A 25,777-nucleotide genomic window follows, 5' to 3' on the forward strand; every position below is an offset into this window, starting at 1 on the left:
AGCCCAGGAGAACCCGATGCAGCTCCTCCGCGACGCGACCGTCGTCTTCCGCCGGCAGGTGCGCCTCAACCTCCGCAACCCCGCGTGGGTCCTGCTCGGGGTGGCGCAGCCGATCCTCTACCTCGTCCTCTTCGCCCCCCTCCTGGGCCCGATCGCCGCCCAGATCGGGGTCGAGAACGCCTACACGTTCTTCGTCCCCGGGCTCGTCGTGCAGATGGGCCTGTTCGGCGCCCTGTACGTCGGCTTCGGGCTGCTCGCCGAGTGGCGCGAGGGCGTCCTCGAGGCCGAGCGCGTCTCGCCCGCGAGCCGCGGCGCGCTGCTGCTCGGCCGGCTCGGGCGCGACGTCCTCCAGCTCGGCATCCAGTGCCTCGTGCTCGTCGGGGCCGGCTACGCCTTCGGGATGGACGCCCCCCTGTCGGGCGCCCTCGCCGGGGTCGGGCTCGCGCTGCTCCTCGGGGCCGCCGGGTCGGCGCTGTCCAACGCCATCGCCCTGCGCACCCGCAGCGAGGAGATCATGGCGCCGCTCGTCAACGTCGTGACGATGCCCGTGCTCCTGCTCTCGGGCATCCTCCTGCCGATGACGCTCGGGCCGGGCTGGCTGCGCACCGTCAGCGACGTCATGCCGGTCCGCTACGTCGTCGACGCCGTCCGCAGCGCCTTCTCCGGCGACCTCGCCGTGCCCGCCGTCGGGACCGGCCTGGCCGTCACCGGCACGCTCCTCGTCCTCGGGCTGACCGCCGGCGTCCTCGCCTTCCGTCGTGAGGACGCCTGACCCGCGGCCCACACCGCAGCACCCCACCGTCGAACACCCGGCCGGTCGTGACCTCGTCTCCGACCCGCCGGGTGTTGACGCGTGTCAGCGTCCCGGCCCTGCGCGCGGTGACCGATGTCACCGCCCGGGTGATGGCGGGCCGGCATCCGGACGCCAGGCCTTCTCCCGCTGTCGCGCAGCGCATTCGATGGACGCAGCACACATCCGCCGACCCCGGGGAGAGGTCATGATCAACCGCCGCAGCGCCATCCGGCTCGCAGGAGCCGGCACCCTGTCCGCCGTCGCCGGGCAGCAGCTCGTCGCCCGGGCCGGCACCGCCGAGCTGCCGCAGGGGCTCGCCCTCGGCCGGGGCGGCCACGGGGCCCACACCGGGGCGGGCATGCGCACCGTCCGCCCCGCCGACGCCGGCAGCCGCCCGGCGCTCGAGAAGTTCACCCTGCCGCTGCCCCTCCTGCGCACCGCGAAGCCGGTGACGACGAGCGGTGGCCAGGACGTCTACCTCAGCAGCATCCGCGAGGTGACCGCCGAGGTCTTCCCCGGTCACCGCGTGCCGGTGTACGGCTACTTCGGCAGCTGGGTGCCGCCGGTCATCCGCGCCCGCTCCGGCCGCCGCACGGTCGTCATCCAGCGCAACGAGACGACGGTCCCGGTGTCGGTGCACCTCCACGGGGGCGTCAACCGCGACGTCTTCGACGGCCAGATGTCGCGCCCGGTCCGGCCCGGCGGCGTCTTCAGCTACGTCTACGAGAACGACCAGCCGGCCGCTGCCCTCTGGCTGCACGACCACACCCACCACACCGACGCCGAGAACGTCTACCGGGGCATGTCGAGCCCGTACCTCCTGTCGAGCCCCGAGGAGGACGCGCTCGGGCTGCCCTCCGGCGAGTTCGAGGTGCCGCTCGTCCTGCGCGACGGCGACTTCGGCTCCGACGGCGGCCTCGTCTTCACGATGGACGACACCGAGCACCGCTCGACCGTCCTCGTCAACGGCACGCCCTGGCCGCGGATGGACGTCAAGCGCCGGAAGTACCGCTTCCGCGTCATCAACTCCTCGGCGATGCGCTTCTTCGTCCTCGGCTTGTCCGACGGCACGCCGATGACGCAGATCGGCAGCGACGCGAGCCTGCTCGAGGCACCGGTCACCGCACCGGTCGTCGTCGTCTCGCCCGGCGAGCGCGCCGACCTCGTCGTCGACTTCTCGCAGTGGGCGACCGGCACCGAGGTCGACGTCGTCAACTACATCGGCCCCGGCCCGATGGAGGACGTCGGCCAGGTGATGCGCTTCCGCGTCGGCGCGAACGCCCCCGACGACAGCGTCGTGCCCGACCGGCTGACGACCCTGCCGGCGGTCCCGGCCGCGACGGTCAAGCGGGCCTTCACCCTCGAGAGCAGCGAGCCGGGCGTCAGCCCGATGTACGGGTCGATCAACGGCCGCAGCTTCGACATGAGCCGCGTCGACACCACCGTCCGCTTCGGCACGACGGAGGAGTGGACGGTGACGAACGCGAACCCGACGATCCCGCACAACTTCCACTGCCACCTGGCGCACATGCGGGTCGTCGACCGCAGCACCGGCCCGGCCGCCCCGAACGAGCTCGGGCTCAAGGACACCGTGCAGATCTTCCCCGGCGAGAGCATCCGCGTGCGGCTGACCTTCGACCGGTACCGCGGCGTCTACCCCTACCACTGCCACATGCTCGACCACGGCGCGATGGGCATGATGGCCCAGCTCAAGGTGGTGTGAGCGATGACCACCGAGGCCCTCCTCCGCCCGGCCGCGGCCGTCCCTCCGGCGCCGGCCGCCGCCAGCAGCACCGCCGCGCTCCTCGCCCGGCTCGAGCACTCCACCGCGCCGGCCCTGCTGACGCCCGACCGCTCGCTGACCGGCCGCAAGGTCGTCACCCGGGTCCGGGCCACCGCTGCGGTCCTCGCCGCGCACGGCGTGGGCGCCGGCCGGGTGGTCGCGCTGCTCAGCGGGCCCAACGACCCCGACGTCGTCGTCGCACGGCACGCCGCCCGGCTCGTCGGCGCCACCGTCGTCCACCTGCGCTCGATGAACCCGCGCAGCGACGAGGAGGAGTTCGCCGTGGAGGCCCAGCTCGACGTCCTCGACCGCACCGGCGCGGACGTCGTCGTCACCGACGCCGCGTCGGCCGGGCGGTCCACGCAGCTGCGGGCCCGGCGCCCCGGCCTCCTCGTCGTCCCGACCACCGACGACGCGGGCCCCGTGCCGGCGGCCGCCCCGTGGGAGAACGACCCGGGGGAGTGCACCGTCGTCGACGTCACGAGCGGCACGACCGGTGCCCCCCGCCTCGTGCGCCAGGGGCACGCGGCCCGCGAGCGCCTCGTCGCGCGGCTGGCCGACGACCTCGGGCCGGTGCCGACGCGCCTGCTGTCGGTCACCCCGGTCACGCACACGACCGCCCCGATGCTCGACGCCGTCCTCCTGCGCGGCGGCTCGGTCGTCCTGCACCGCGGCTTCGACGCCGAGGCGGTGCTCGACGCGGTCGAGGCGGGCGTCACCGACCTCTACCTCGCCGTGCCGCACCTCTGTGCGCTGCTCGACCACCCCCGCACCGCGACGGCGCGGCTGGGCGGGCTGCGCCGGGTCGTCTACAGCGGCACCCCGGCCGCGCCGCACCGCGTGGCCGCCGCCCGCGCCGTGTTCGGCGACGCCGTCGCCCAGGTCTACGGGACGACCGAGACCGGCGGCATCAGCGTGCTCACCCCCGAGGACCACGACGAGCCGCTGCTGCGCGGCACGGTCGGCCGGCCCTTCCCGTGGGTGCAGGTCGAGGTCCGCGACCCCGACTCCGGCGACCCGCTGCCGCTCGGCCACGCCGGCGCGGTCTGGGTCCGCTCCGAGACGACGGCCGACGGCTACTGGGCCGAGGACGACACCGACCGGATGGCGCCCGACGGCTGGGTCGGCACCGGCGACCTCGGCGCCCTCGAGGCCCACGGCCGGCTCCGGCTCGTCGGGCGGCTCGGCGGCGTCATCAAGCTCGGCGGGCTGAAGATCCACCCCGCCGCCATCGAGTCGGCGCTGCGCGAGCACCCGGCCGTGTCCGAGGCCGTCGTCCACGGGCTGCGCGACGCCGAGCGGCGCGAGTCCGTCCACGCGGTCGTCGTGCCCACGGCCGGCCGCGACGTCGACGAGGCCGAGCTCGTCGCCCACGTGACCCGGCGGCTGAGCGCCGCCCACGCACCGACCCGCGTCGTCGTCTGGCGCGGGGTGCCGCTGACCCGGTCGGGCAAGCCCGACCGCCGCCTCGTCCGAGAGCTCCTGGGGGGATGACCGTGCCGACCACCACGACCGGCCCGCGCGCCACGCGCCTGCGCCGCCTCTACCGCCACGGCCCCCACGGGCTCCTCGTGACGCCGCTCGACCACACCCTCGCCTGCGGGCCGGTGACGAGCCCCGGCCGCCGCCTCGACGACCTCGTCGCCGCCCTCGCCGCCGGGGGCTCGGACGCCGTCGTCCTGCACAAGGGGGCCGTCCGGCACGTCGCGCCCGAGCACCTCGCCGCCGTCTCGCTCGTCGTGCACCTCAACGGCAGCACCGCCTCGGCCGCCGACCCCGACGACAAGGTGATGCTCACCTCCGTCGAGGAGGCCCTCCGGCTCGGCGCGGACGCGGTGAGCGTCCACGTCAACCTCGGGTCGGCCACGGAGGCACGGCAGCTGGCCGACCTCGCCGACGTCGCCGCCGCCTGCGACCGCTGGAACCTGCCGCTGCTCGTCATGGTCTACCCGCGCGGCCCGGCCGTCCTCGACCCCACCGACCCCGAGCTGCTCCTGCGGGCCGTCACCGTCGCCGCCGACCTCGGCGCGGACCTCGTGAAGACCGCCGCCCCCCGCGACGTCGCGACGACCCGCGACCTCGTCGAGAGCTGCCCGGTGCCGCTCCTCCTCGCCGGCGGCCCCCCGCGGGCCACCGAGCGCGAGCTCGTCGCCGACGTGCGCCGCGCCCTCGCCGGGGGCGTCGGCGGGCTCGCCATGGGCCGGGCGCTCTTCCGCGCCGCGGACCCCCGCCGCACGACCGCCACCGTGGCGGCCCTGATCCACCAGAGACCGGGACTCGTCGCGAGCCCGCACACCCACCAGGAAGGAATGACCCATGTCGACGACGACCAGGCTGTGCTGGCTTGACCTGCGCGAGGCGACGTCCCGGGACGCGATCGTCGAGGAGGCCCTGCACCAGGGCATCGACGGCCTCGTCGCGGCGCACCCCTCGGAGCTCGCGGACCTGCCGCCCTCCATCGACCGCGTGCTCCTCTCGGAGGAGCCCGTCGCCCCCGGCACCGACCTCGGCGTCGCCGACGTCGTCGTGGCCCCGATGACCCCGGCCGAGCGCCGGGCCCTGCGGGCGGCGCACCCGGACGTGCGCTTCGGCGTCTACGTCGACGTCGCGGACGCCCCGACGCTCGAGGACGCCTGCGTCGCCGCGAGCACGGAGGACCTGACGGTCATCCGGTTCCGCGACCCCACGAAGATCCCGCTCGAGATCGTCCTCGCGGCGGCCGACGCCTGCGACGGGTCGGTCGTCACGATGGCCGGCGACCTCGAGGAGGCGCAGATCATCTACACCGTCCTCGAGCACGGGTCGGACGGCGTCGCGCTGCGGGCCCGCGCCGTGGGGGAGGCCACCGCGCTGCGGGCGGCCGCGCTCGGCGGGTCCGACCCGGTCAAGCTCGACGAGCTGCGGGTCGTGCGCACGACGCACGTCGGCCTGGGGGAGCGCGCCTGCATCGACACGTGCTCCTACCTCGGGCTCGACGAGGGCATCCTCGTCGGCTCGACGTCCAAGGGGCAGGTCCTCTGCGTCAGCGAGACCCATCCCCTGCCGTACATGCCGACGCGCCCCTTCCGGGTCAACGCCGGCGCCATCCACTCCTACACGCTCGGCGAGAACGGCCGCACCCGCTACCTCTCGGAGCTGCGCGCCGGGGACCGCGTCACCGCCGTCCGCACCGACGGCAGCACCCGCCTCGTGACGGTCGGCCGCGTCAAGATCGAGAGCCGCCCGCTCATCAGCATCGACGCCGAGAGCTCCGACGGGCGTGCGGTCAACCTCATCCTCCAGCACGACTGGCACGTACGCGTGCTCGGCCCGGGCGCGGAGGTCCTCAACAGCACCGAGCTGCGTCCGGGACACATCGTCCTCGGACACCTCCCGACCGCCGACCGGCACGTCGGGTACCCGATCCGGGAGTTCTGCCGCGAGCAGTGACCCGAGGTCAACCACCCCGTGCCCCGTTCCGGCACACCACGAAAGGAAGCCACCATGTCCGCACACACCATCGCCGACGCGCCCCTGGCCGCACCGGTCGCCCGCCCCGGCGTCTCGACCCTCGTGACCGCCACGGTCCGCGCGGCCGTCGTCGCCCTCGTCGCCAACGTCCTGGTCCACACGCTCGCCCGGGTCGCCGGCGTCGAGACCGTGCTCACCCCTCCCGGCGCCGCCCCCGTCACCGTCGCGCCGTTCGCGGTCGTCACGATGACGCTCGTCCCGGTCGTCGTCGGCGGCGTCGCGCTCGTCCTGTTCGCCCGGGTGTCGCCGGGCAGCGTCCGGGCCCTGCCCTGGGTCGGCCTGCTCATCGGCGTCGGCACCGTCGTCATGCCGCTCTCGATGGGCGGCGACCTCGGTGGCCGCCTCGTCCTCGCCGCGATGCACGTCATCACCGGCGTGGCCTGGTTCGTCAGCGTCCGGCGCGCCCGCGACTGACCCCGCGCCACCCGCGGAGGGCCCACCGGCACACGGCCGGTGGGCCCTCCGCGCGCGGTCGGGCGCACGGGTCGGTGCGGGTCGGTGCGCGGCGGGGCGGGTCGGTGCGGGTCGGTGCGCGACCCTGCGGGACCGGGCGGCGGCGCACCACGCACCTTCGACAGCGGTGGCGCGGATCATCCTCGGCCGGTCGAGGGGTCGGGATCGAGGGCTAGCGTCGCCCGGGTCCGTGGTCGAGAAGCGTGCCGCAGGCGTCCACCGCCCGCACCGCCCCCGGAGTCCCGCATGCCCCTGACCCGTCGCCAGCTCCTCACCGCCGCCGGTGCCGCCTCGGCACCCCTCGCCCTCGGCGCGTGCGGCGGCTTCTCCACCTCCGGTCGCGACGCCGGTGCGTCCGCGGCCCCGGGCACCGTCACGTTCACGACCTGGGGCACCGACTCCGAGCTCGCCGGGCTGCGGTCGGCCATCGCCTCCTTCGAGCAGGCCAACAGCGGGGTGAAGGTCACGCTCAACGCGGTGCCGTACGAGCAGATGTTCACGACGATCGACGCCCAGCTGCAGGCCGGCAAGGCGCCGGACGTCTTCCGCGTCCCGTACTACACGTTCGGCAGCTACGCCGGCCGCGGGCAGCTGCTCGACCTGAGCAGCCACCTCGAGAGCGGCTTCGCGGACCGCTTCACCCCGCAGGCGTGGGCCGCGGTGCAGAACGGTGGCAAGCCGTACGGCGTCCCGCACCACACCGACACCTCGGTCATCCTCTACAACAAGGCCCTGCTGGAGTCGGCCGGCGTCACCGAGGTGCCGACCCGCCTCGAGGACGCGTGGACCTGGCAGGAGTTCGAGGCCGTCGCGAAGCGGCTGCGCGAGAACCTGCCCGACGACAAGTGGCCCTTCGCCTACAACTGGCAGGGCAACGGCGTCACGCGCTGGCTCAGCTGGCTCTTCGAGGCCGACGGCCGCTTCCTCACCGACGACCTGACGGCGGCCGCCATCGACTCCGACGCCGGCCGGGCCGCGGTGGAGTTCACGCAGGGCTTCTTCCGCCAGAACCTGGTGCCGCAGAACAGCTCGGTGAAGTCGTCGACCTACGCCGCGGACCTCTGGTACTCCGGCACGACGGCGATGAACTTCGGCGGCGCCTTCCTCGTCCCGGACGCCACGAGCACGGTCGACTTCGAGTGGGGCGTCACCTTCCCGCCGCGCGACGCCCGGTCCGCGGGTGACTTCGGCGGCAATGCGCTCGTCGCGACGAAGGGCGTCGAGGACCCCGCGCTCGTGGCGAAGTTCCTGGACCACGTGACCCAGAAGCAGCCGATGGCCGACTTCTGCGCCGGCGCCTCGCTCCTGCCCACGCGCGCCGACCTCGTGCAGGAGGGCATCGAGTTCACGGTCCGCCCCGAGCTCTCGCCCGTCTTCGTCGCCCAGGCCGGTGCGGTGCTGCCGCAGGACTCCGGCCAGGTCGCCTCGCCCTCGATGTCGGCGATCATCACCGTCCTCAAGGACCAGCTCGAGGAGGCGTTCGTCGGCGACCAGGACGCCGCGACCACCGTGCGCAACCTCGCCGACGGCATCGGCGCCGCCGTCGCGCGGTGAGCGCCGTCCCCGCCGCCACCGCGGCCGCCACGCCCCCCGGCGTCAGCACCCCCGAGCCACCACGCCGGGGCCGGCGGGGGCCCCGGCGCGGCGCCGTGACCGAGGCGCTGGCCGCCTACGGCTTCCTCGCGCCGGGGCTGGCGCTCCTCGCGACGTTCGTCTTCGTGCCGCTCGCCGGCGCCGCGGCCCTCAGCCTCCAGCGCACCAACGGGTTCGGCGACGGTGTCTGGGTCGGCCTCGACAACTACGCGCGGCTGTTCACCGACCCGGTCTTCTGGCGGGCGACGCTCAACACCGTCCTGTTCACCCTCGTCGTGACGCCGGGGTCGATGGCGCTCGGGCTCGGGGCGGCCGTGCTCCTCAACTCGGTGCTCCCGGCGCGCGGTCTGTTCCGGTCGGTGCTCATCCTCCCGATGGCGGTCAGCGGCGTGGCGACCGCGCTCATCGGCGTCCTCGTCTTCGACCAGAACAGCGGCTTCGCCAACGCCGTCCTGCGCGCCCTCGGCCTGCCCGGGGTCGACTGGCAGTCCGGCGGCACCGCGGCGTTCGTCACGGTCGTGCTCGTGACGCTCTGGTGGAGAACCGGTTTCAACATGCTCATCTACCTCGCCGGGCTCCAGGGCGTGGGGCGCGAGATGATCGAGGCGGCCACCCTCGACGGCGCCGGCCCGTGGCAGCGCTTCCGGTACGTCATCGTGCCGATGCTCGGGCCGTCGTCCTTCTTCCTCGTCATCATGAACGTCATCTACTCGTTCCAGGTGTTCGACATCGTCTTCGTCCTCACCGGCGGGGGTCCGCGCAACGCGACGACCGTGCTCGTCACCTACGCGTACGACAACGGCTTCGTCACCCGCGACCAGGGGTACGCCGCGACCATCGGCGTCTTCCTCCTCGTCGTCAGCCTCGTCTTCACCGCGCTGCGCTGGCGCACGAGCCGGACCCGGGACCTGGTCGGATGAGCGCCGCCCCCGCCCCTGCTCCCGGCCGGGCCGCACGTCGCCGTCGCCGTGACCGTTGGATGCCGGCGCGCCTGGCCGCGGCCGTCGTCGTCTCGCTCGTCACGCTCTTCCCCCTCTACTGGATGGTCGTCGTCGCGCTCACCTCCCGCTCGGAGCTGCTCGGCGGCACCCTTCGCCTCGTCCCGCGGGAGCTGACGCTCGATAACTTCCGGCGCGTCCTCGACGCCTTCCCCGTCGCCGCCTGGGTCGGCAACTCGGTCGCCATCTCGCTCACCGTGTCGCTGCTCTCGGTGACCGTGAGCATGCTGGCCGGGTACGCGTTCGCGCAGCTGCGCTTCCCGGGCTCGACCGCGCTGTTCCTGCTCACTGTCGCCACGGTGATGATCCCGCTGCAGGTGATCATGGTGCCGCTGTTCCGGGTCGTCACGTCGATGGGGCTGTTCGGCAGCTACTGGGCCGTGATCCTGCCGACGGCGGCCAGCGGGTTCGGCGCCTTCCTCGCGCGCCAGTTCGTCCTGGCCATCCCGCGCGAGCTCATCGACGCCGCCCGCGTCGACGGCGCCGGGCACCTGCGCATCTTCCGGTCGATCGTCCTGCCGCTCAGCCGCCCGCTGCTCGCGGTGCTCTTCTTCATGACGCTGCTCTCGTCGTGGAACGACCTCGCCTGGCCGCTGGTCGCCCTGCAGGACAACGCCCTCTACACGCTGCCCATCGGCCTGCTCTACCTGCAGGGGCAGCTCGGGTCCGACTACGGCGGCACGATGGCCTTCGCCATCATCACGGTCGCGCCGATGGTCGCGCTCTTCCTCGTGGCCCAGCGCTACTTCGTCGAGGGGTTCGCCCGCACCGGCATCCGCTGACGCTCAGGCGACCTCGTCGAGCAGCTCGCGCAGGGCGCGCTGCTGGACGAGGTGATGGGGACCGTCCGGGTCGGTGACCAGCGCCTTCCACAGCGCCCAGCCGCGGGCGCGCTCCCAGACGTCGTCGGGGAGGTCGACCGCCTCGCGGAAGACCCGTCGTTCCGTGGCGTCGAAGAGCGTCCACGCGACGACGAGGTCGCACGCGGGGTCCCCGACCGCGCAGGTGCCGAAGTCGATGAGCGCCGACAGCCGCCCGTCGTGCACGAGGAGGTTGCCGACCGCGACGTCACCGTGCACCCACACGGGGTCGGCCGACCAGGTCGAGCCCGTCGCCCGCTGCCACACCGCCCGGCAGGTCGCCGGGTCGACATCCCCTGGTCGCTCCGCCAGCACGTCCTCGACCTCGTGGGCGTAGACCCGCAGGTCGCCGCCGCGGTGGAACGAGTGCTCTCCGGCCGGGGGGCCTGCGGCGGCCGGCACCTCCCGCAGCCGGCGCAGGACCGTGCCGAGGTCGGCGGCGAGGAGCATCCGGTCCAGGGCGTCGACGTGGTCGGGGGTCTCGCCCTCGAGCCACCGGCGCACCGACCACGGGAACGGGAAGCCCTCCCCGGGACGGCCGGTCGCGACGGGCACCGGCACCGCGACCGGTAGGTGCGCCGCGAGGTGCGGCAGGACGGCGTCCTCCTTGGCGATGCCCGCGACGTAGCGCTCGTGCGACGGCAGTCGGACCGCGAGGTCGTCCCCGAGCCGGAAGGTGCGGTTGTCGTGGCCCTGCCGGGGGACCGCCCGCACGGGGAGCCCGGCCCACGGCGGCAGCTGGGCGTCCACGAGCCGGCGCACCAGCGCCTCGGTGATCTCCACGCGGGCCAGTCTGTGCGGCGGACCCGTTCGGCGCCAGCCGTTTCCGCTCGTGTCAGCTCGGCGGGAGCCAGCCGAGCGGGGCGAGCAGCTCGTCCTGCGCCGACAGCGAGGCGCCGGCCACGAGCTGGGCGTCACGGACGTCGCGCCACGGCCCGTCGGGCACGTGGAGGGTCGCCGCGAGGTGACGGGAGGCGACCTGGGCCTGGGCGGCGCGCGGCGCCCGCAGCCGGCTGTAGCCGGCGAGGCGGTCGACGACCCCGGCGGACCCCGGCGCCCCGAGGCAGCGGCCGAGCACCCAGGCGTCCTCGAGACCCTGGTTCACGCCCTGCGCGGCGAAGGGGAGCATCGGGTGCGCGGCGTCCCCGATGAGGACGACCCGCCCGTCGGCGAGGCGGTGCAGCGGCTCGCGGTCGTGCAGCGCCCAGGCGCTCGTGGCACCGACGCGGGCGACGATCCCGGCCAGGAGGTCGTCCCAGCCGAGATAGGCGGCGAGCAGCTCGTCGACCGGTGCCGGGGCGGTCCAGTCCTCCCCTCCACGGCTGGAGGGCACGACGGCCACGATGTTGAGCATCTCGCCACCGCGGATCGGGTAGACGACGGCGTGCGAGCCGGCGCCCACCCAGATGCGCACGACGGGCTGCGCGGCCTCGGGCGGGCAGAGCATCGTGGGGACCAGGGCCCGGTAGGCCGCGAGTCCGCTCGCGACGGGCGCGTCCGGGGCGAAGACCCCGCGGACCGTCGAGCGGATGCCGTCCGCCCCGACGACGAGGGACCCCTCCTCGACGGTGTCGTCGTCGAGCGTCACCCGGGCCCCCTCGGCCCCGGTCCCGACCGCCGTCACGCACGCCCCGAGCCGGAGGGTGTCGTCCGGGACGGCCGTGAGCAGCGCGTGCTGGAGGTCGGCCCGGTGCACCGCGAGGTAGGGCGCGCCGTAGCGGTCCTCGCAGGTGTCGCCGAGCTCGGTGCGGCTGATGACCTCGCCGCGCCAGGACCGCACCTCGCGGTAGGACACCGCGACCGCGCGCTCGAGCACCTCGTTGAGGACGCCGGTCTGCCGCAGCAGGTTGACCGAGCGCGGGGAGAGCTGGACCCCGGCGCCGATCTCGTCGAGCGACGACGCCCGCTCGAGGACGGTGCTGCGGTGGCCGAGCCCGCCGAGGGTGGCCGCCAGCATGAGGCCGGCCATCCCCCCACCGACGACGACGGGGTGCGGTGCGCGCGTGGTCATCTCAGAGCCACCCCTTGTCGTGTGCCTGCCGGGCGGCCTCGTAGCGGTTGCGGGCGCCGAGCTTGCGGATGGCGGAGGAGCTGATGTTGCGGACGGTCCCGCCGGTGAGGAAGAGCCGGGTGGCGATCTCCTTGACCGGCAGACCCTCGGTCGTCAGGAGGAGCACGTCGCGCTCCCGCGGGGTCAGGGTGCAGCCGGCGGCGTCGTCGCCGGTGGGGGCGAACGAGGTGTCGATGGTCGGGCAGCCCATCGCCGTGCCGCGGACCGCGTGGAGCAGGTGCGCGAGGCCGGCCTGGTGGCTCAGGAGGCTGATGTTGCCCTGGCGCAGCGCCGTGTCGACGGCGGCGCGGGAGGGCTCGGTCGCGACGACCACGACCCCGCAGCGGTGGGTGGCGGCGATCTCCTTCGCCATCTCGAGCTGCGGCTGGCCGGCCACGCCGGCCAGCAGGACGACGTGCGGCCGCCACTGGGCGACCACGTCGCTGACCTGCTCCAGGCCGTGGACGAGCTTGATGGCCGCGAAGTCCCCGGAACCACCGAGGCTCTGGGCCAGGACCTCGCCGGTGAGGCGGCACGGGTGGCCGACGACGAGGCGCAGGACGGCCTGCGGCTTCTGCCCGCCGGTGGCGGGGGCGGTCGACCCGGCGCGCACGGCCTCGGGTCCCGGTGTGGGGTAGGGGTGCTCGGGCGCCAGGGTGGCGGTGGGCTTGAGCGTCGGGGCGGTCGGCACCCGGTGGGTCGTGATGGTCATGAGCGCATGCCTCCGGTGCCTCGTGCTGCGCTCGCCGGGATGGTCTGGCGAGCGGTCGTGGTGTCCTCCATGGCCGTCTCCTCGGGATGGTCGGGGCCGGTGGTCGGTCGTTCCTCCGGCATGCCCCGACTCTTCCCCGACCGGCGCGCGGGCGGCAGTGTGCACGACCACGACTGCCCGATGACTGCGGTCACCGCGCGCGCCGCCTCGCGACACCCCGGCCGCCGGCGCCGGTCATCCCCCCCCGGTCCCCGCTCGGGCGAGCAGGACGGGCCGGCATCCGCGCCCGGGCAGCACGACAGGACCCACCCGGTGCACCGGGTGGGTCCTGTGGTCGTGCTGCGCGTGAACGGTGTTCAGCAGGCGGAGCAGGTCGAGCTCGAGGAGGACGAGGTGCCGATCGAGCCGCTCGACGCGCCCATCTCGGGGAGGGCGGTGCCGTCGGCGGCCTCGAGGACCTCGACGTCCTGGACGTCGAAGCTGTCGAACGTGATGTCCTGGGTGTCCTTGCTCATGATGTGTCTCCTTCGAATGGTGTGGTGATCCGGAAATCCGGCGCTTACCACCGGATTTCCAGCGGCTCACTTGCGCCACAACGAAGGTATGACGGGGAACGCCTGCGGCAGAAGGGGACTGCAACCAGCACGGGGCCCTCGTCACCCGCGGGATGACCCACGTCACGCCGCCCCGGGGCCGCATCGGTGCTCACCCTTCGACCGGCAAGTCTTCCAAAAATATTGCGGTACAACGTTTCTGCGAGATCTCGCGCGGCTCAGGGCCGAGGTCGGCGAGCCGGGGACGTCTCGCCGTGCCGGGGTGCCATGACGTTGCGGCAGGGCGACATCGGGGCGGCAGGACGGGACCAGGCCGGCGAGGCGACGTCGGGCCGGCGAGGCGAGCGCAGGGTGACCTCGCAGTGCCGGGGTGGGCTCGCCGTGCCGGGGTGCCATGACAGGGCGGCGAGGCGACGTCGGGCCGGGCGAGCGAGCTCGTCGCTTCCCTGGCACCCGTGTCGCGTGCGCCCTCGCGCGGGCGCGCGGGGGAGGGAGAGCCCCCCGGGGCGCCGAGGCGGTCACGGCGCGGATGACGGCTGTCACCACCTGGCCCGCCGACCCTCCCGGCGACCCCCTCGCCCGTGAGACCACAGAGGCAGCACGAACCAGCGCACGACCGAACGGAGCACCCGATGACCGCCACGACGACCCCCGTCACCCCCCGCCGGGAGGTGGTGGGCCTGCGCGTCCACACCCACGGCGAGGTCACCCCGACGTGGGTCCGTGACTGCGTGCTCCCCGTGTGGGAGGAGGCGCGCCGGGGTGGCCGGCAGCTCGTGCGGATGCGCCGCGGCTGGGTCGGCGGCCCGCACGCCGACGTCGTCGCCCTCGGCCCCGCCGCCCCCGCCGGGACCTGGGCGGCCCTCGCCCGGACCGTCGACGCCGGCCCGGCCCCGACCACGCCGCTCGACCCGGCGGAGTACCTCGACCGGGCCCGCGTCCGCGGCCGCCTCGAGCACGTCCCGCCTCCCTACCTCCCGCTCCGCGAGCACGGCGCGACCCTCCTCCTCGACGAGACCGCGGCGACTCCGACCGGCCCGACCGCGCCCCTGCGCTCGCTCGCCGACGCGGTGCTCGCCCCGGCCGTCGCCCGGAGCGTCCGCACCGTGGCGGACGACGCGGACCGCCTGCCCGCGACCCTCGTCGACGTCCTCACCGTCATCGCCGACGCCCACGTGATGGGCCCCGGCTTCGGCACCTTCTCGCTGCGCTCCCACGCCGAGGCGCTGCTCGCGGCCTGGTCGCCCCGCGGCGACCTGCGGCCCGAGTTCGTCGCGCGCTACGCGGCGCAGCGCCCCGCCGTCACCGCCCGCGTCGAGACCCTGCTCGCCGGGGACGGCGGCGGCGACGTCACCGCCTGGCGCACCGCCCTCGCCTACACCCGGGGTGTCCTCGACGAGTCGGTGCGCCGCGGCGAGCTGACCAACGCCATGGTCGACGCGGCCGCCGCCCCGACGGCGACCGCACGCCCCGCGACCGGGGACGACCACCCGGACACCGACTTCCACCGCACGGTCTACGGCTCGGGCGCGACCGACGGCGCCGGCGAGTGGTTCGCGGCCTACCGCGTGCTCGTCAACTGCGTCTACGGGCAGCTCCCGCTGCTCGGCGTCGCGCCGCTGCACCGCGCGTGGGGATGCTTCGCCGTCGCCGAGGCCGTCGACGACGTGCTCGGCCAGACGTGGACCGACCGGCTGGCCACCGCCGGCACGCACCAGGAGGAGACCCGATGACCGACCTCGCCGCCCGCCCCGCCCCGAGCACCGCGTCGCCCGTCGACGCCGGGCCCGTCTGGTTCCACCGGGTCAACCCCTTCACCCGGGCCCGCCTCGCGGACGCCCACCTGACCGACGCGGTCGCCGCCGTGCTGGCCGCCGAGCAGGAGGTCGCGCGGGCTGCGGACGCCGCCGGCGCCGCGCTCCACGTCCTCGTCGGCGAGGCCACCGACCCGGACGCCCGCAAGGCCCTCCTCGCGACGAGCCGGGCCCTGCGCCGCGGCAAGCAGCTCCCCGCGGGCGAGCACCCGGCCGAGGTCGACGCCTGGCTGGCCGCCACCGCGCGGCGCGACACCGCCCTCGCCGCCCTGCGCGCCGACCACGACGACGCCCTCGCCCGCGAGCGCCGCGAGCTGGCCCGCCAGCTGACCGACCCCGACCTGCGTGCCTCCCTCGAGCTCGTGGCCCCGGAGGTCGCCAAGCAGGCCGGGCGCTACGTCGACGCCGTCGCCCCCACCGGGCGGGCCGCCAGCCGGGTGCTCAAGTCCGAGCGCGGGCTCGTCCAGTACGTGATGCGCGCCGCCGTCCGCACGAGCCCTCTCTCGCGCCTCACCGCCGTCGGGCTGACCCACTCCGAGCCGGGCGGCGCGCACCCCGACCGCCCGGTCGTCCTCGGTGAGCGCAGCGTCTGCTCCCTCGACCGCGTCATGCTCGACCACGTCGTCGGCGGCGCGCTCGAGCGTGACGGCGTCCTCGGCCCGGACCCGTACATCGGCATCCCGCCGACCGGGGCGACCGACGGCGAGCGCCTCTACGTCCTGCGGCCCACCGCCGAGGGCTGGCAGCGCGTCGGGGTGCCGCTGGCATCGCCGCTGCGCCAGCTCGTCGAGGGGGTCGCGACGGGGCCGGCGCCCCTGTCGGTCGTCGTCGACCACCTCGTCGACACGGTCGGCACCACCCACGCGGACGAGCACCTGCGCGAGCGCCTGGAGCAGTTCGTCCGGACGGCGGCCGAGCGCGGCCTCGTCTGCACCCTCGCCCCGAGCACCGACGACGACCTCGCCGACCTCACCCCGCGCGGCTCGGGCCTGCTGGCCCGCCACCTGCCGGGCGTCGCCGCCGACCTCGCCGCGCTGGGGGAGGCCCCGGCCCACGAGCGCCGTGCCGTCCTCGACCGCCTCGACTCCACCCTCGGCGACCTGAGCCGGGCCGCCGGCCGACCCGCGCGCATCGGGGTGACCGAGGACCGGTTCGTCGAGCTCGCACCCGTGGACGACGCCCACTGGCGGCCCGCGCTCGACGACCTCGGCCCGGCCGTCGACCTCCTCGCCACCTTCGACTGGCTGGCCGACGTCGCCGTCGCGCTCGGCGAGGCGTTCGTCGCCCGCCACGGCGCCGGCGCCACGGTGCGCCTCGTCGACGACGCCCCGGCCCTCGTCGCCGCCGTCACCGAGGCCGCCGGGCGGATGACCCGCGTCTACGCCGAGGCCGCCGACGACCCGTCGGTGCTCGACACCATCGGCGGCGCCGACTCCACCCTCGCCCGCCTCTACGCGGTGCGCCGTGGGGTCGAGGACGCCGTCGGTGCGGCGGTCGACGACGCCCTGGCCCGCGGCCTCGACGAGGTCGTCCTCACGCACGCCGACGTCGACCGGCTCCTCGCCGGGATGCCCGAGCGGCTGCGCGAGCGCCCGCTCGGCTACGGGGTCCTCGTGCAGTCCCTCGGCGGGCGCCTCGTCGTCAACGACGGGCTGCCCGGCCACGGGATGCTCTTCTCCCGCTTCCTCGGACCCGACCGCGCCCTCGGCGGCGACACCCTCGAGCGGCTGCGCGCCGGCCTCGAGGCGCGCTACGCCGAGCCGGGCAGCACCCTCGTCGAGGACCGCAGCCACCACGGGATGAACGTCAACGTCCACCCGCCCGTCCTCGACGACGTGCTCGAGCCGCACGACTGGCAGCGCCTCGAGCTGCGCCACGACGCGGCGAGCGACCGTCTCGAGGTCCTGGACGGCGGGCGCCGGCTCAAGGTCCTGCCTGTCGGCGGCGGTCATCCCGGCCTGTACCCCCCGCCGCTGTCGGTGGCGTCCGGGCTCGTCATCGCCGGCCGCCTCTACAACGGTCTGCCCGACGCCTGGGCCGAGCGCGACGGTCGTGACCGCACGACCACCCGTCGCGTGCCCCGCGTGCTCGTCGGCGACGTCGTCGTCAGCCGGGCCCGCTGGTACCCGGGCGAGGACCTGACCGCCGCGCTCGCCGAGCCGGACGAGGCCGACCGCGTCCTCGCCGTCGCCCGCTGGTGCGCCACCCACGGCGTCCCGCGCGAGGTGGTCGTCAAGTCCGTCCCGGCCGACACCGGCCCCGCCTCGGTCGGCAGCCCGGACGCCCAGGCGGTCCGGTTCCGCAGCAAGCCCCAGTACGTCGACCTCGGCAGCGCCCTCTGCGTGCGGGTGCTGCCCCGGATGCTCGAGCGGCGCGGCGGCGAGGACGCCCCCGCCCTCTACCTCGAGGAGGCCGCCCCCGGGGTGGTCGACGGCACCCACGCCGCCGAGTGGGTGCTCGAGGTCTCCCGCCCCGCGGGGGGCCGGTTCAGCCACGGAGGAGAACGATGAGACTCAAGGCCCGCCCCGACCTGCACCACGCACCACTGCCCGACGGCGTCTACGTCAGCTCCGGCACGGGGGAGTTCGCGCTCTCCGGGTGGTCCGGCTTCGCCGACCTCATGGCGCGCTGCCTCCCGCTGCTCGGTGAGGGCGCCGACGAGGACGACCTCGTCGGGGCCATCGGCACCGAGAAGGCGCGGCCGGCGGTGCAGCACCTCCTCGGGCAGCTCGAGGCGCACGACATGGTGCTGCGGCTGGACCACCTCGTCCCCGACGCCCCGGTGGGCGCCGACCGCGAGCGCCACGCCGAGCTCCTCGCCTACCTCGAGTGCCGCTCGGCCCAGCCGTACGCGGCGTTCGAGGAGATCCTCTCGGCCCGCATCCTCCTCGTCGGCCCGGACGACGCCCTGGCCGTCGCGGGCAGCGCGCTGCGCGGGCTCGGCATCGACGGCGACGTCGAGGACTCCGGCCGCGAGCACGACGTGGCGGTCACCGTCCTCCCGCGCGACCGTGTCGGGGACGTGCCGCCGCGCGCGAGCCGGGTCCTGCCCGTCGTCGTGGGCGAGCGGGCCTCTCTCGTGGGGCCGCTCGTCCACGACCTGCGCGGCTGGACGCGCTGGCGGACCCTCGTCGACCGGACGCTCGACCGCGAGGGACCGGTCGTCGACGAGGCCGCCGCGACCGCCGTCGCCGTGTCGTCCGCCGTGCACCTGCTGCTCCAGGACCTCGCCTCGGTCGCCGGCCCCGACGCCTACGTCGTCTCCGGTGACACCCTTGGCGTGCGGGCGCTCGACCTGCCGCCCGAGACCCCCCACGACGGCGCCGAGGCGACCCTCGGCACGGTCGACGACGAGGGTGCCGACGCCGACCTCGCCGGATGGCTCGCGCGGCTGACCGACCCCTGGCTCGGGCTCGTCGACCCCGACGACGAGGACGCCCTGCCGCAGATGCCCGTCGCGCTGCGCCGCCTGCGCACGGCCGACCGCGGCGTCGTCGTCGCGGAGGGCGTCGACCAGCAGCACGCCGCCGCCGCGGCGACCCTCTCGGTGGCCCGACGGGTCAGCGGCGGTGGCGCGGCCGGCACGACGGGACGGCGCTGGCTGCTCGACGGCGCCCTGCGCCTGCTCGCGGCCCGCGCCGCCGGCGGCGACCCGCTGGAGGTCGACGACCCCCGCGGCGTCCGGCTCGTCGACGCCCTGACGACGGTCGGCGCGGCACCGCGCCTCACCGTCCACGGCCTGCCCGGCCTGGGCTGGGTGCTCGCCCGGTGCGCGCTGGCCGACGGCCGCGCGACGACGGCCTGGGGACCCGACGCGCAGGCGGCCGCCCTCGACGCGCTCTCGCGGGCCGTCGCCGTCCACACCCTGCCGGCCGAGGGCTCGATGCTGCTCGGCGCCCCCGGCACCGCGGCGCTGCGGACCGCGTCGGCCGCCGCCGTGGCGACGCTGGCCGACGACCTCGGCCGCTGGCTGGCCGTCCGCGGCTTCCGGCTCGTCGGGCGCGCCCACCCGGCCGACCCGCACCTGGGCCCGGCCCCGCTGCACGCCGGCCAGGTGCGCATCGTCGAGGAGCCCGACGCCCCCCGCGGCGCCGCCCGGACCGGCACCGTCGACGCCATCGCGGCGCAGCTGGGGTCCCGGACCGGTGCGGCGGTCGTCGCCACCGCCGGCTGGGACCACGACGCCCTCGAGCGCGCGCTCCACACGGCCCGCGCCGGGGGCACCGCCCTCGTCCCGCTCCAGACGACGGCCGACGCCGTCGTCGCCGGGCCGGTCTGGTCGCCGACCTCGACGGCCGGCTGCCCCGCGTGCGCCGAGACCCGCCGACGCACCGTGCTCGACCACGTCCTCGGCACCGACCTGCGGGTCGCGACGACCCCCAGCGGACCGGCCCCGGCCAGCCTCCTGGAGCTCGCCGCCACGACGCTGCGGACCACGCGCCCGCTGCGCGAGGGCGAGGTCGTCGTCGTCTCGACCGACGGGGTGACCCGGCACGACGTGCTCCGCCACCCGACCTGCCCCTGGTGCGGTCCGACGACGGGGTCGGCACCGCCGGCCGGGCTGGCCCTCGTCGACGAGCCGGTCGACGCCGGTGACCCGACCCGCGTCGCCGCGGGCACCCCGCTGCTGCGGGCCGACCGGCTCGCGGCCGCCGTCGACGACCGGTACGGCCCGGTGCGCGGCATCCTGCGCGAGGAGGCCGTCCCCTACGCGATGAGCATGGCCGTGCTCGCCGGCGGTCCGGTGATGGGCCACGGCCGCGCCCTGTCCTTCGACCAGACCCGGTCGGTCGCGGTGCTCGAGGCGTACGAGCGGCTCGCCGGGTTCCCCTACGAGGCACCGATCGTCGAGGACCGCACCTACCGCGAGGTCGCCGCCGACGCCGTGGACCCGCTGCGGCTGGGGCGCTACTCCGCGGAGCAGCTGGCCCACCCCTCCTCGAAGGTCGAGGCGTACGGCCCGGACGTGCCCCTCGACTGGGCCTGGGGCGTCGACCTCGCGACGGGGCGGCCCCGGCTCGTCCCGGCCGAGATCGGCTTCTACCAGTACGACCACGCCTTCAAGCGCGACCTGCGCCGCTCGCGAGCGGCGAGCCCCGAGCAGCGTCGGCGCCTGTTCCTCGAGTCCTCGAGCGGGTGCGCCCTCGGGTCGAGCCTGGCCGAGGCGACGGTGCACGCGCTCTTCGAGGTCGCCGAGCGCGACGCCTTCCTCCTCTCGTGGCACCGCGCGGCCCCGCTGCCGCGCATCCCGGCGAGCGAGCTGGCCGACCCGGTGGTCGACGCGCTCGTGGCGCTCGTCGAGTCGCGCGGTCTCGACGTGCACTTCCTGCGGGCCACGCAGGACGTCGACCTGCCCGTCGTCTGGGTGCTGGCGGTCTCGCGGGACGGGTGCTTCCCCGCGTCGTTCACGAGCGCCGGCTCCGGGGCCGACCCCGTGTCGGCGGCCCGCTCGGGCCTGCGCGAGGTCGCGCAGCTCGCGACGATGCCGCTCGACTGGGACCACGCCGACGCCCTCGCGCTCGTCGAGGACTCCTGGCGGGTGCGCGAGCTCGAGGACCACGTCCGCTGGTCCTCGGCGCCGGAGGTGCTCGACCGGGTGACGACCGTCCTCGGCGGCCCGGACGTCTCGCTGGCCGAGGCCTTCCCCGGGTGGCCGGCGGCCCTCACGCCGGCCGACGGCAGCATCCTCACGACGCTCGGGCTCGTCGCGGACCGGTTCGGGGCCGCGGGCCTCGACGAGGTCGTCGTCGTCGACCAGTCGACGCGCGAGCACCGCGACCAGGGGCTGCACGTCGTCAAGACCGTCGTGCCGGGCACCGTCCCGATGGTGTTCGGGCAGGCGCACCAGCGCCTCCTCGGCATCCCCCGGCTCGAGGCCGCGCTCGCGGGCGGCGAGCCCGGGCCGCACCCCTTCGACCCGCACCCGTTCCCGTGAGCGTCGCGGCGCCGCCCCTGGCGTGCGGACCCGGGTGGCTGTCGGGGTCCGCGCGCCAGGGCGCGGTGGACCGCGAGACCCTCTGGTACGACCACGCGCTCGGGGTCGACCGTCCGCAGCCGGCGCCCTGGGTCCTGCGCGGCGAGGCGGGCGACGCGTCGCCGCCGCCCCCCGAGCCGCTCTCGTCCCTCGTGGCGGGAGCGCCGACCACGCAGCCGTGGCCGCGCGGGCTGTGGGACGACGCACGGCGGACCACGTTCGGGGACAGCCCGACCGGGGATGCCCGGAGCACGCCGGCGGCCGGGCCGGACGCCCTCCTCCGGCTCGCCGCTCGGGCCGTCGCGGCCGTCCGGCGCGACCCGGACGACCCCTACAACGACCACCGTGCCTACGCCTCACCGCGCTGCCTCTTCCCGGTCGTCGCGTCCGTCGTCGTCGACGGGGAGTGGCACGTCCTCGACCCGGACCGGCGCGCCGTGCTGGCCACCGGGGTCGCCGCCGACCCGGAGCACGCGGCCGGGGCCGTCGCCCTGACCGGCCGGTGGGACGCCGTGCCGTCGGGCTACGGGTGGTTCCGCGGCAGCCTCGTCGCCCTCGAGACCGGCATCCTCGTGCGGCACCTCGCGGCGCTCTCGCGGCTGGACTCCCTGCCCCTCACGCTGCACGCGCCCCGACCGGGTTGGGAGACAGGCGCACCCGCGCGGCTGTGGCGCGAGCCCGGGCGCTGGTCGCCGCCGTGGGTCCTGACCCCCACGGCGGCCACCACCCGACGGCCCGACGGGGTGCCACGGTCGGGACGATCCGCCGCGACCGACCTGTCCGCCGCGACCGACCCGTCCGTCCCGGCTGCCGGGCGACACCTCGACGACGCCGCCGCCGACCTCGCCCGCGTCTACCGGTCGCACACCCTCGAGCGTCCGCCGGTCGCCGTCGCCCCCGGCCTGCCGGCCGACCACGACGACGGCACGGGCACCTGGGCCGACGTGCTCTGGCGCCGCAGCGCCGGCCGGATGCCCCGCGGCCTCTACGGGTTCCGCGTCGCCGACGCCCCCGTGTCCCTCGACGACGCGCAGGCGCTCGTCCGGTGGCCCCTCGCGCCGTCCCCGGTCGACGACGCGGTCGACGGCCTGCGCCTCCACGCGGTCGTGCGCGACGTGCCCGGGCTGGAGCCGGGCGTGCACGAGGTGCTCGACGGCTGCTTCCACCACCGGACGGACGTCCCGGACGACGCCGTGCAGCGGCTCGCCGGGTCCTACCTCTACGGCTCGGACGAGCTCTCCCGCAACGACATCGCCCGCGCCCCCCTCGTCCTCGTCGTCACCACGCGCCCGCGCGCATCGGTGGGGTGCGCCGGACCGGGCGCCTGGACGGCGACCCACGTCGCGACCGGCTGGCGCGTCCACGGGCTCGGGCTCGGCGCCGCCGCCCGCCACCTCGTGGCCCGGCCGGTCCGGGCCCTCGACGAGCGCGACGTCGCCGACGCGCTCGCCCTCGATCCCGACGAGATGCCCGGCATCGCCGTCGTCGTGTCCCACCACGCCCCGCACGGCGGGCTGCAGATCGACCTCAGGAGCTGATGACCGTGACCCGCTGGACCTCCCGCCACCTCCACCTCGCGACCGGGGCGGTGAGCGCGCTCGACCGCGTCGTCGAGCACGTCGTCGCCCCCGCGGCGGCCGAGACCGGCCGCCCGTGGTTCTTCGTCCGGTACTGGCAGGGCGGCCCCCACGTCCGCCTGCGGGTGCGCGACCTCGACGACGCCGCGGCCGCGCGCCTGACGGCCCGCCTCGAGGAGCTGCTGACGCACCACGGGGCACCCCGCCACGACGAGCCGCCCGTCGAGGCCGCGGCCTACGCGGCCGAGGCGGGGCGGCAGGCCCGCGGCGAGACCGGCGAGAACCGCCGCGTCGGGGCCCTGCGCCCGCCGGGCGTCCACGGCGCGGACTACGAGCCGGAGCTCGAGCGGTACGGCGGCGCGGCGGTGATGGACGCCTCCGAGGAGCTGTTCGCGCGCTCGAGCGAGCTCGTCGTCCGGCTGCTGCCCCGCCTCCCCGACCTCGGGGCCCGGCGGCAGGCGGCGCTGCGGCTCACCGAGGCCGCCGCACGCTCGGTCGGGCCGGACGTCGCCCGCGCCGTGTTCCACGAGATCGGCCGGCGCTCGTGGGCCGCCTGGGCGGCCTCCTACGGGTACGAGCCCTCGCTCGTCGCCCGCGTCGCCGCGGTGGGTGCGGCCCCGTCCCCGGCGGCCTTCGCCGAGCTGCCCGGGTGGGCGCGGGGCTGGCACGACGACGTCGCGGGCCTCGTCGGCACGCTGACCACGGCCGGGGTTCCCCTGCCCGGCACGGTCGTCTCGTCCCACGTCCACATGACGCACAACCGGCTCGGGCTGACCATCCTCGACGAGCTGCGCACCTACGCCGTGCTCGCGGCGACCTTCCCGGCGCCCGCCGGCAGCGTCCCGGACCTCGGCCTCCCGGTCCCGTCCTCCCTGGTCCCGGCCTGACCCCCCCGCCCCAACGTCCGGCCGGCGCGCGGCTCCGCACCGGCCCCCGGGCGGGCACCCCCGACGGTCGCGCCCCTCCGACGCCCGTCCGGGGAGACGTTCAGGCGGTCGGCTCGTCGAGGACGGTCCAGCCGGCCATCGGCGCGCCCTCGACGACGTCGCGCGGGTCGCGGCGCCCGAGGACGAAGTCCCCGACCGACGACTCGCGCAGGTAGTCCAGCCCGAGCACGCGGGCGGCCAGGTCGGCGTCACCGTTGCCGAGCGCGCACGGGGCGAGGTCGAGATCGGTCGCGACGAGGTACATCGTCTGGTAGATCGCCCCCGTCGTGCGCAGGACGTTGGCGTAGGCGATGGACCGGTAGCGCCACGACATCCGCTGGAAGCGCGCGGTGAGCGTCACGAGCACGTCCGGGCTCGCGGGATGGCCCGTCGCGGCGGCGGCGACGGCGAGCATCGCGGCCCCCGACCCCGGGTCGTCGGTGACGAGCTCGAGGCGGTGCCCGAGGGCGTCGTAGTGGTAGATCCCCGGCGCCAGCCCCTCGCACCGCCGCACGGTGAGGTAGAGCTCGTGCTCGTAGAGGCCGCCGCCGCTCGGGTAGGGCCGCGACACCTTCGACTCCTGCCCGGCGTCCGCCGGCGGGTCGAAGCGCGCCCGGTCGCGGAAGGAGCGGTGGAGGAAGGCGCCGAGCTCCTCGAGCGTCACCGGCGCGTGGGCGTAGTCGCGGATGGACCGCCGCCGCTCGACCGCCTCGGCGAGGCTCAGCCCGCCGGTCCAGGCCGCCGGGCGCGGCAGGTCGACGACCGCGAGGGCGTCAGCGCGCGGGGGGACGACCGCCGGCAGCGGGTCGATGCGGCCGCGGTGCGGGCTGAGGGCGCCGAGCGGCTCGTCGTGGCGGCCGGAGCGGCTGCGGCTGTGCATCAGGAGGTCGTGGAAGTCCCACTGGACGAGGGCCGGGTCGGTGTCCGTCGCGAAGCCGCCGTCCGGGCGGGCCCGCTCGACGAGGCCGGCACCCACCCAGTGACCGAGGACCTCGGCGGCCGCGTCCTCGCAGGCCGTGCCCGTCACGAGGTCCCGGACCCGGCGGGGGGTGCCGAGGTCGCCGGCGAGGGCGCGGGCGAGGTCGGAGGTGAGGACGAAGCGGTGGGTGGCGCGCGGGCACTCGAGGACGAGGACGTCGCCCCGCGTGCGCAGCAGCGCGAACCGGTCGAGGCGCAGGACGTCGGTGTCCGTGAGGACCGCGGGCTCGTAGGCCGTCGAGCGGGTCGTCGACTCGTGGCGCATCACCTCGTGGGCGTCGCGGCGCAGCCGGGTCGTCGTCAGGTGCCCCATCCGCGCCAGCAGGCGCTCGGTGGCCTCGCGGACCGCCTCGCTCGCGTCCGGGCGGCCCTCGGCGAGGTGGCGGCGCAGGGCGTCGGGGATGCCGCGCAGCCGCGTCGTGCGTCCCTCGCCGGTGAGGACGAGGTCGGTGCCCTCGACCCGGGCGCTCACGCCGTCCCGCAGGCCGGGCCAGGCGGTGAGCACGGTCGTCGGGGCCTCGAGGAGACCGGTGTCCGGGGTCACGACGCGACGCCGGGACGGACGGCGTCGAGCGCCATGAGCAGGAGCATGACGACGCCGGTGACGACCGCGGCGGCCGCCACGGGCACCGCCCCGGCGACGAGCCCGAGCAGCAGCCCGACGACGCCGATCGCGGCGAGCGACCAGCCGAGGGTTCCGAAGACCGGCGCCTCGAAGGCCCGGGCGAACGGCACGAAGTGCAGGCCGACCGCGACGACGACGACGGCGGGCATCAGCTCCGGCCGGTCGACCGCGTCGAGGACGAGCCGCCCGACGGCGAAGCCGGCGAGCATCCCGACGACGGAGGCGCTGTAGACGAGCCCGGCGCCGGGCCGCGGGGGGCCGACGTCGCGCAGCCGCCGCGGGCGCAGCAGCACCGCCCAGGCGCACACCAGCAGCGCCCCGGCCCAGGCGAGCAGAGCCACCGTCGGCCACGCGCCGGGCAGGAGGTCCTTGTTGACGTGCACGAACGCGCTCGCGCCCGAGCCACCGATGATGACGCCGAGCACCTGCGGGTGCAGGAGGTGCTGGATGCCGCGGTGCGGCCGGTCGGTCGGCACCCGGGCGGCCGACGGGTGGTGGGTCGTCGTCATCGGACGGTCCTCTCTCGGTGGTCGGTCCAGCCTCGCCGCGGGACCGTCCGGGGGGCAGTGGCAGCCGC

The 25,777-nt window shown here is 76.1% G+C and carries 20 protein-coding genes; 14 read left to right on the forward strand and 6 right to left on the reverse strand.

Features of this window, described 5'->3' with window-relative positions:
* Nucleotides 1-16 precede the first annotated feature (16 nt).
* The 9 genes from HL663_RS03580 to HL663_RS03620 all read left to right on the forward strand — a co-directional run bounded on the left by HL663_RS03580 (nt 17) and on the right by HL663_RS03620 (nt 9,912).
* Nucleotides 17-772, forward strand: coding sequence for an ABC transporter permease (locus HL663_RS03580; RefSeq protein WP_173027101.1), 756 nt, complete (start codon nt 17-19; stop codon nt 770-772).
* 226 nt (nt 773-998) lie between these two features.
* Nucleotides 999-2,516, forward strand: coding sequence for a multicopper oxidase family protein (locus HL663_RS03585; RefSeq protein WP_173027102.1), 1,518 nt, complete (start codon nt 999-1,001; stop codon nt 2,514-2,516).
* 3 nt (nt 2,517-2,519) lie between these two features.
* Nucleotides 2,520-4,070: a class I adenylate-forming enzyme family protein gene (locus HL663_RS03590; protein WP_173027103.1), complete on the forward strand. Its 1,551-nt coding sequence runs from the start codon at nt 2,520-2,522 to the stop codon at nt 4,068-4,070.
* Between the two features lie 2 nt (nt 4,071-4,072).
* Entirely contained in the window at nt 4,073-4,924 is an 852-nt protein-coding gene (locus tag HL663_RS03595) for a 2-amino-3,7-dideoxy-D-threo-hept-6-ulosonate synthase (RefSeq protein WP_216842667.1), read from the forward strand.
* Complete coding sequence (locus tag HL663_RS03600) at nt 4,893-6,005, forward strand: 3-dehydroquinate synthase II family protein (RefSeq protein WP_173027105.1); 1,113 nt, start codon at nt 4,893-4,895, stop codon at nt 6,003-6,005. Before HL663_RS03595 ends, HL663_RS03600 begins: the two co-directional genes overlap by 32 nt.
* Nucleotides 6,006-6,059: 54 nt before the next feature.
* Nucleotides 6,060-6,500, forward strand: a complete 441-nt coding sequence (locus tag HL663_RS03605; protein WP_173027106.1) for a DUF6069 family protein — start codon at nt 6,060-6,062, stop codon at nt 6,498-6,500.
* A gap of 285 nt (nt 6,501-6,785) precedes the next feature.
* On the forward strand, nt 6,786-8,093 hold the full coding sequence (locus HL663_RS03610; protein ID WP_173027107.1) for an ABC transporter substrate-binding protein: 1,308 nt from the start codon (nt 6,786-6,788) through the stop codon (nt 8,091-8,093).
* On the forward strand, nt 8,090-9,052 hold the full coding sequence (locus tag HL663_RS03615; protein WP_286175905.1) for a carbohydrate ABC transporter permease: 963 nt from the start codon (nt 8,090-8,092) through the stop codon (nt 9,050-9,052). Before HL663_RS03610 ends, HL663_RS03615 begins: the two co-directional genes overlap by 4 nt.
* Nucleotides 9,053-9,111: 59 nt before the next feature.
* Nucleotides 9,112-9,912, forward strand: coding sequence for a carbohydrate ABC transporter permease (locus tag HL663_RS03620; protein WP_173027108.1), 801 nt, complete (start codon nt 9,112-9,114; stop codon nt 9,910-9,912).
* 3 nt (nt 9,913-9,915) lie between these two features.
* On the opposite strand, the gene HL663_RS03625 is transcribed toward HL663_RS03620, so the two are convergent.
* The 4 genes from HL663_RS03625 to HL663_RS03640 all read right to left on the reverse strand — a co-directional run bounded on the left by HL663_RS03625 (nt 9,916) and on the right by HL663_RS03640 (nt 13,267).
* Nucleotides 9,916-10,773 (reverse strand): aminoglycoside phosphotransferase family protein, encoded by an 858-nt coding sequence (locus tag HL663_RS03625; RefSeq protein WP_286175906.1) that lies wholly within the window; start codon nt 10,771-10,773, stop codon nt 9,916-9,918.
* 52 nt (nt 10,774-10,825) lie between these two features.
* Nucleotides 10,826-12,001 carry an FAD-dependent monooxygenase gene (locus HL663_RS03630; RefSeq protein ID WP_173027109.1) on the reverse strand — a complete coding sequence of 392 codons (1,176 nt, stop codon included), beginning with the start codon at nt 11,999-12,001 and terminating at the stop codon, nt 10,826-10,828.
* Between the two features lies 1 nt (nt 12,002).
* Nucleotides 12,003-12,752 (reverse strand): helix-turn-helix transcriptional regulator, encoded by a 750-nt coding sequence (locus HL663_RS03635; protein ID WP_173027110.1) that lies wholly within the window; start codon nt 12,750-12,752, stop codon nt 12,003-12,005.
* Between the two features lie 356 nt (nt 12,753-13,108).
* The gene (locus HL663_RS03640) at nt 13,109-13,267 is read right to left on the reverse strand and encodes a thiazolylpeptide-type bacteriocin (RefSeq protein ID WP_084696604.1); all 159 of its coding nucleotides are present in this window, start codon (nt 13,265-13,267) and stop codon (nt 13,109-13,111) included.
* Between the two features lie 671 nt (nt 13,268-13,938).
* On the opposite strand from HL663_RS03640, the gene HL663_RS03645 reads away from it, so the two are divergent.
* The 5 genes from HL663_RS03645 to HL663_RS03665 all read left to right on the forward strand — a co-directional run bounded on the left by HL663_RS03645 (nt 13,939) and on the right by HL663_RS03665 (nt 23,558).
* Nucleotides 13,939-15,039: a hypothetical protein gene (locus tag HL663_RS03645; RefSeq protein WP_173027111.1), complete on the forward strand. Its 1,101-nt coding sequence runs from the start codon at nt 13,939-13,941 to the stop codon at nt 15,037-15,039.
* Nucleotides 15,036-17,630: a lantibiotic dehydratase family protein gene (locus tag HL663_RS03650; protein ID WP_173027112.1), complete on the forward strand. Its 2,595-nt coding sequence runs from the start codon at nt 15,036-15,038 to the stop codon at nt 17,628-17,630. The genes HL663_RS03645 and HL663_RS03650 overlap by 4 nt, the downstream gene beginning before the upstream one ends.
* Complete coding sequence (locus HL663_RS03655) at nt 17,627-21,055, forward strand: TOMM precursor leader peptide-binding protein (RefSeq protein WP_173027113.1); 3,429 nt, start codon at nt 17,627-17,629, stop codon at nt 21,053-21,055. Before HL663_RS03650 ends, HL663_RS03655 begins: the two co-directional genes overlap by 4 nt.
* Nucleotides 21,056-21,120: 65 nt before the next feature.
* Nucleotides 21,121-22,632 carry a hypothetical protein gene (locus tag HL663_RS03660; RefSeq protein ID WP_173027114.1) on the forward strand — a complete coding sequence of 504 codons (1,512 nt, stop codon included), beginning with the start codon at nt 21,121-21,123 and terminating at the stop codon, nt 22,630-22,632.
* 5 nt (nt 22,633-22,637) lie between these two features.
* A complete protein-coding gene (locus HL663_RS03665) occupies nt 22,638-23,558 on the forward strand; it encodes a lantibiotic dehydratase C-terminal domain-containing protein (protein ID WP_216842668.1) in 921 nt (306 codons plus the stop codon).
* Nucleotides 23,559-23,658: 100 nt separating this feature from the next.
* Here the strand turns inward: HL663_RS03665 and HL663_RS03670 are convergent, their stop codons facing one another.
* Together HL663_RS03670 and HL663_RS03675 are read right to left on the reverse strand one after the other, a co-directional pair.
* Nucleotides 23,659-25,119 (reverse strand): SagB/ThcOx family dehydrogenase, encoded by a 1,461-nt coding sequence (locus HL663_RS03670; protein WP_173027116.1) that lies wholly within the window; start codon nt 25,117-25,119, stop codon nt 23,659-23,661.
* Nucleotides 25,116-25,709 (reverse strand): hypothetical protein, encoded by a 594-nt coding sequence (locus HL663_RS03675; protein ID WP_173027117.1) that lies wholly within the window; start codon nt 25,707-25,709, stop codon nt 25,116-25,118. Before HL663_RS03675 ends, HL663_RS03670 begins: the two co-directional genes overlap by 4 nt.
* Nucleotides 25,710-25,777 lie beyond the last annotated feature (68 nt).

The organism is Arthrobacter sp. NEB 688 (assembly GCF_013201035.1).
Lineage (GTDB): Bacteria > Actinomycetota > Actinomycetes > Actinomycetales > Dermatophilaceae > Phycicoccus.

Excerpts from the sequence above, each read along its gene's own strand:
- HL663_RS03580 (WP_173027101.1), top strand. The coding sequence starts at position 17 with ATGCAGCTCCTCCGCGACGCGACCGTCGTCTTCCGCCGGCAGGTGCGC.
- HL663_RS03585 (WP_173027102.1), top strand. The coding sequence starts at position 999 with ATGATCAACCGCCGCAGCGCCATCCGGCTCGCAGGAGCCGGCACCCTG.
- HL663_RS03590 (WP_173027103.1), top strand. The coding sequence starts at position 2,520 with ATGACCACCGAGGCCCTCCTCCGCCCGGCCGCGGCCGTCCCTCCGGCG.
- HL663_RS03600 (WP_173027105.1), top strand. The coding sequence starts at position 4,893 with ATGTCGACGACGACCAGGCTGTGCTGGCTTGACCTGCGCGAGGCGACG.
- HL663_RS03605 (WP_173027106.1), top strand. The coding sequence starts at position 6,060 with ATGTCCGCACACACCATCGCCGACGCGCCCCTGGCCGCACCGGTCGCC.
- HL663_RS03610 (WP_173027107.1), top strand. The coding sequence starts at position 6,786 with ATGCCCCTGACCCGTCGCCAGCTCCTCACCGCCGCCGGTGCCGCCTCG.
- HL663_RS03620 (WP_173027108.1), top strand. The coding sequence starts at position 9,112 with ATGCCGGCGCGCCTGGCCGCGGCCGTCGTCGTCTCGCTCGTCACGCTC.
- HL663_RS03630 (WP_173027109.1), bottom strand. The coding sequence starts at position 12,001 with ATGACCACGCGCGCACCGCACCCCGTCGTCGTCGGTGGGGGGATGGCC.
- HL663_RS03635 (WP_173027110.1), bottom strand. The coding sequence starts at position 12,752 with ATGACCATCACGACCCACCGGGTGCCGACCGCCCCGACGCTCAAGCCC.
- HL663_RS03640 (WP_084696604.1), bottom strand. The coding sequence starts at position 13,267 with ATGAGCAAGGACACCCAGGACATCACGTTCGACAGCTTCGACGTCCAG.
- HL663_RS03645 (WP_173027111.1), top strand. The coding sequence starts at position 13,939 with ATGACCGCCACGACGACCCCCGTCACCCCCCGCCGGGAGGTGGTGGGC.
- HL663_RS03650 (WP_173027112.1), top strand. The coding sequence starts at position 15,036 with ATGACCGACCTCGCCGCCCGCCCCGCCCCGAGCACCGCGTCGCCCGTC.
- HL663_RS03655 (WP_173027113.1), top strand. The coding sequence starts at position 17,627 with ATGAGACTCAAGGCCCGCCCCGACCTGCACCACGCACCACTGCCCGAC.
- HL663_RS03675 (WP_173027117.1), bottom strand. The coding sequence starts at position 25,709 with ATGACGACGACCCACCACCCGTCGGCCGCCCGGGTGCCGACCGACCGG.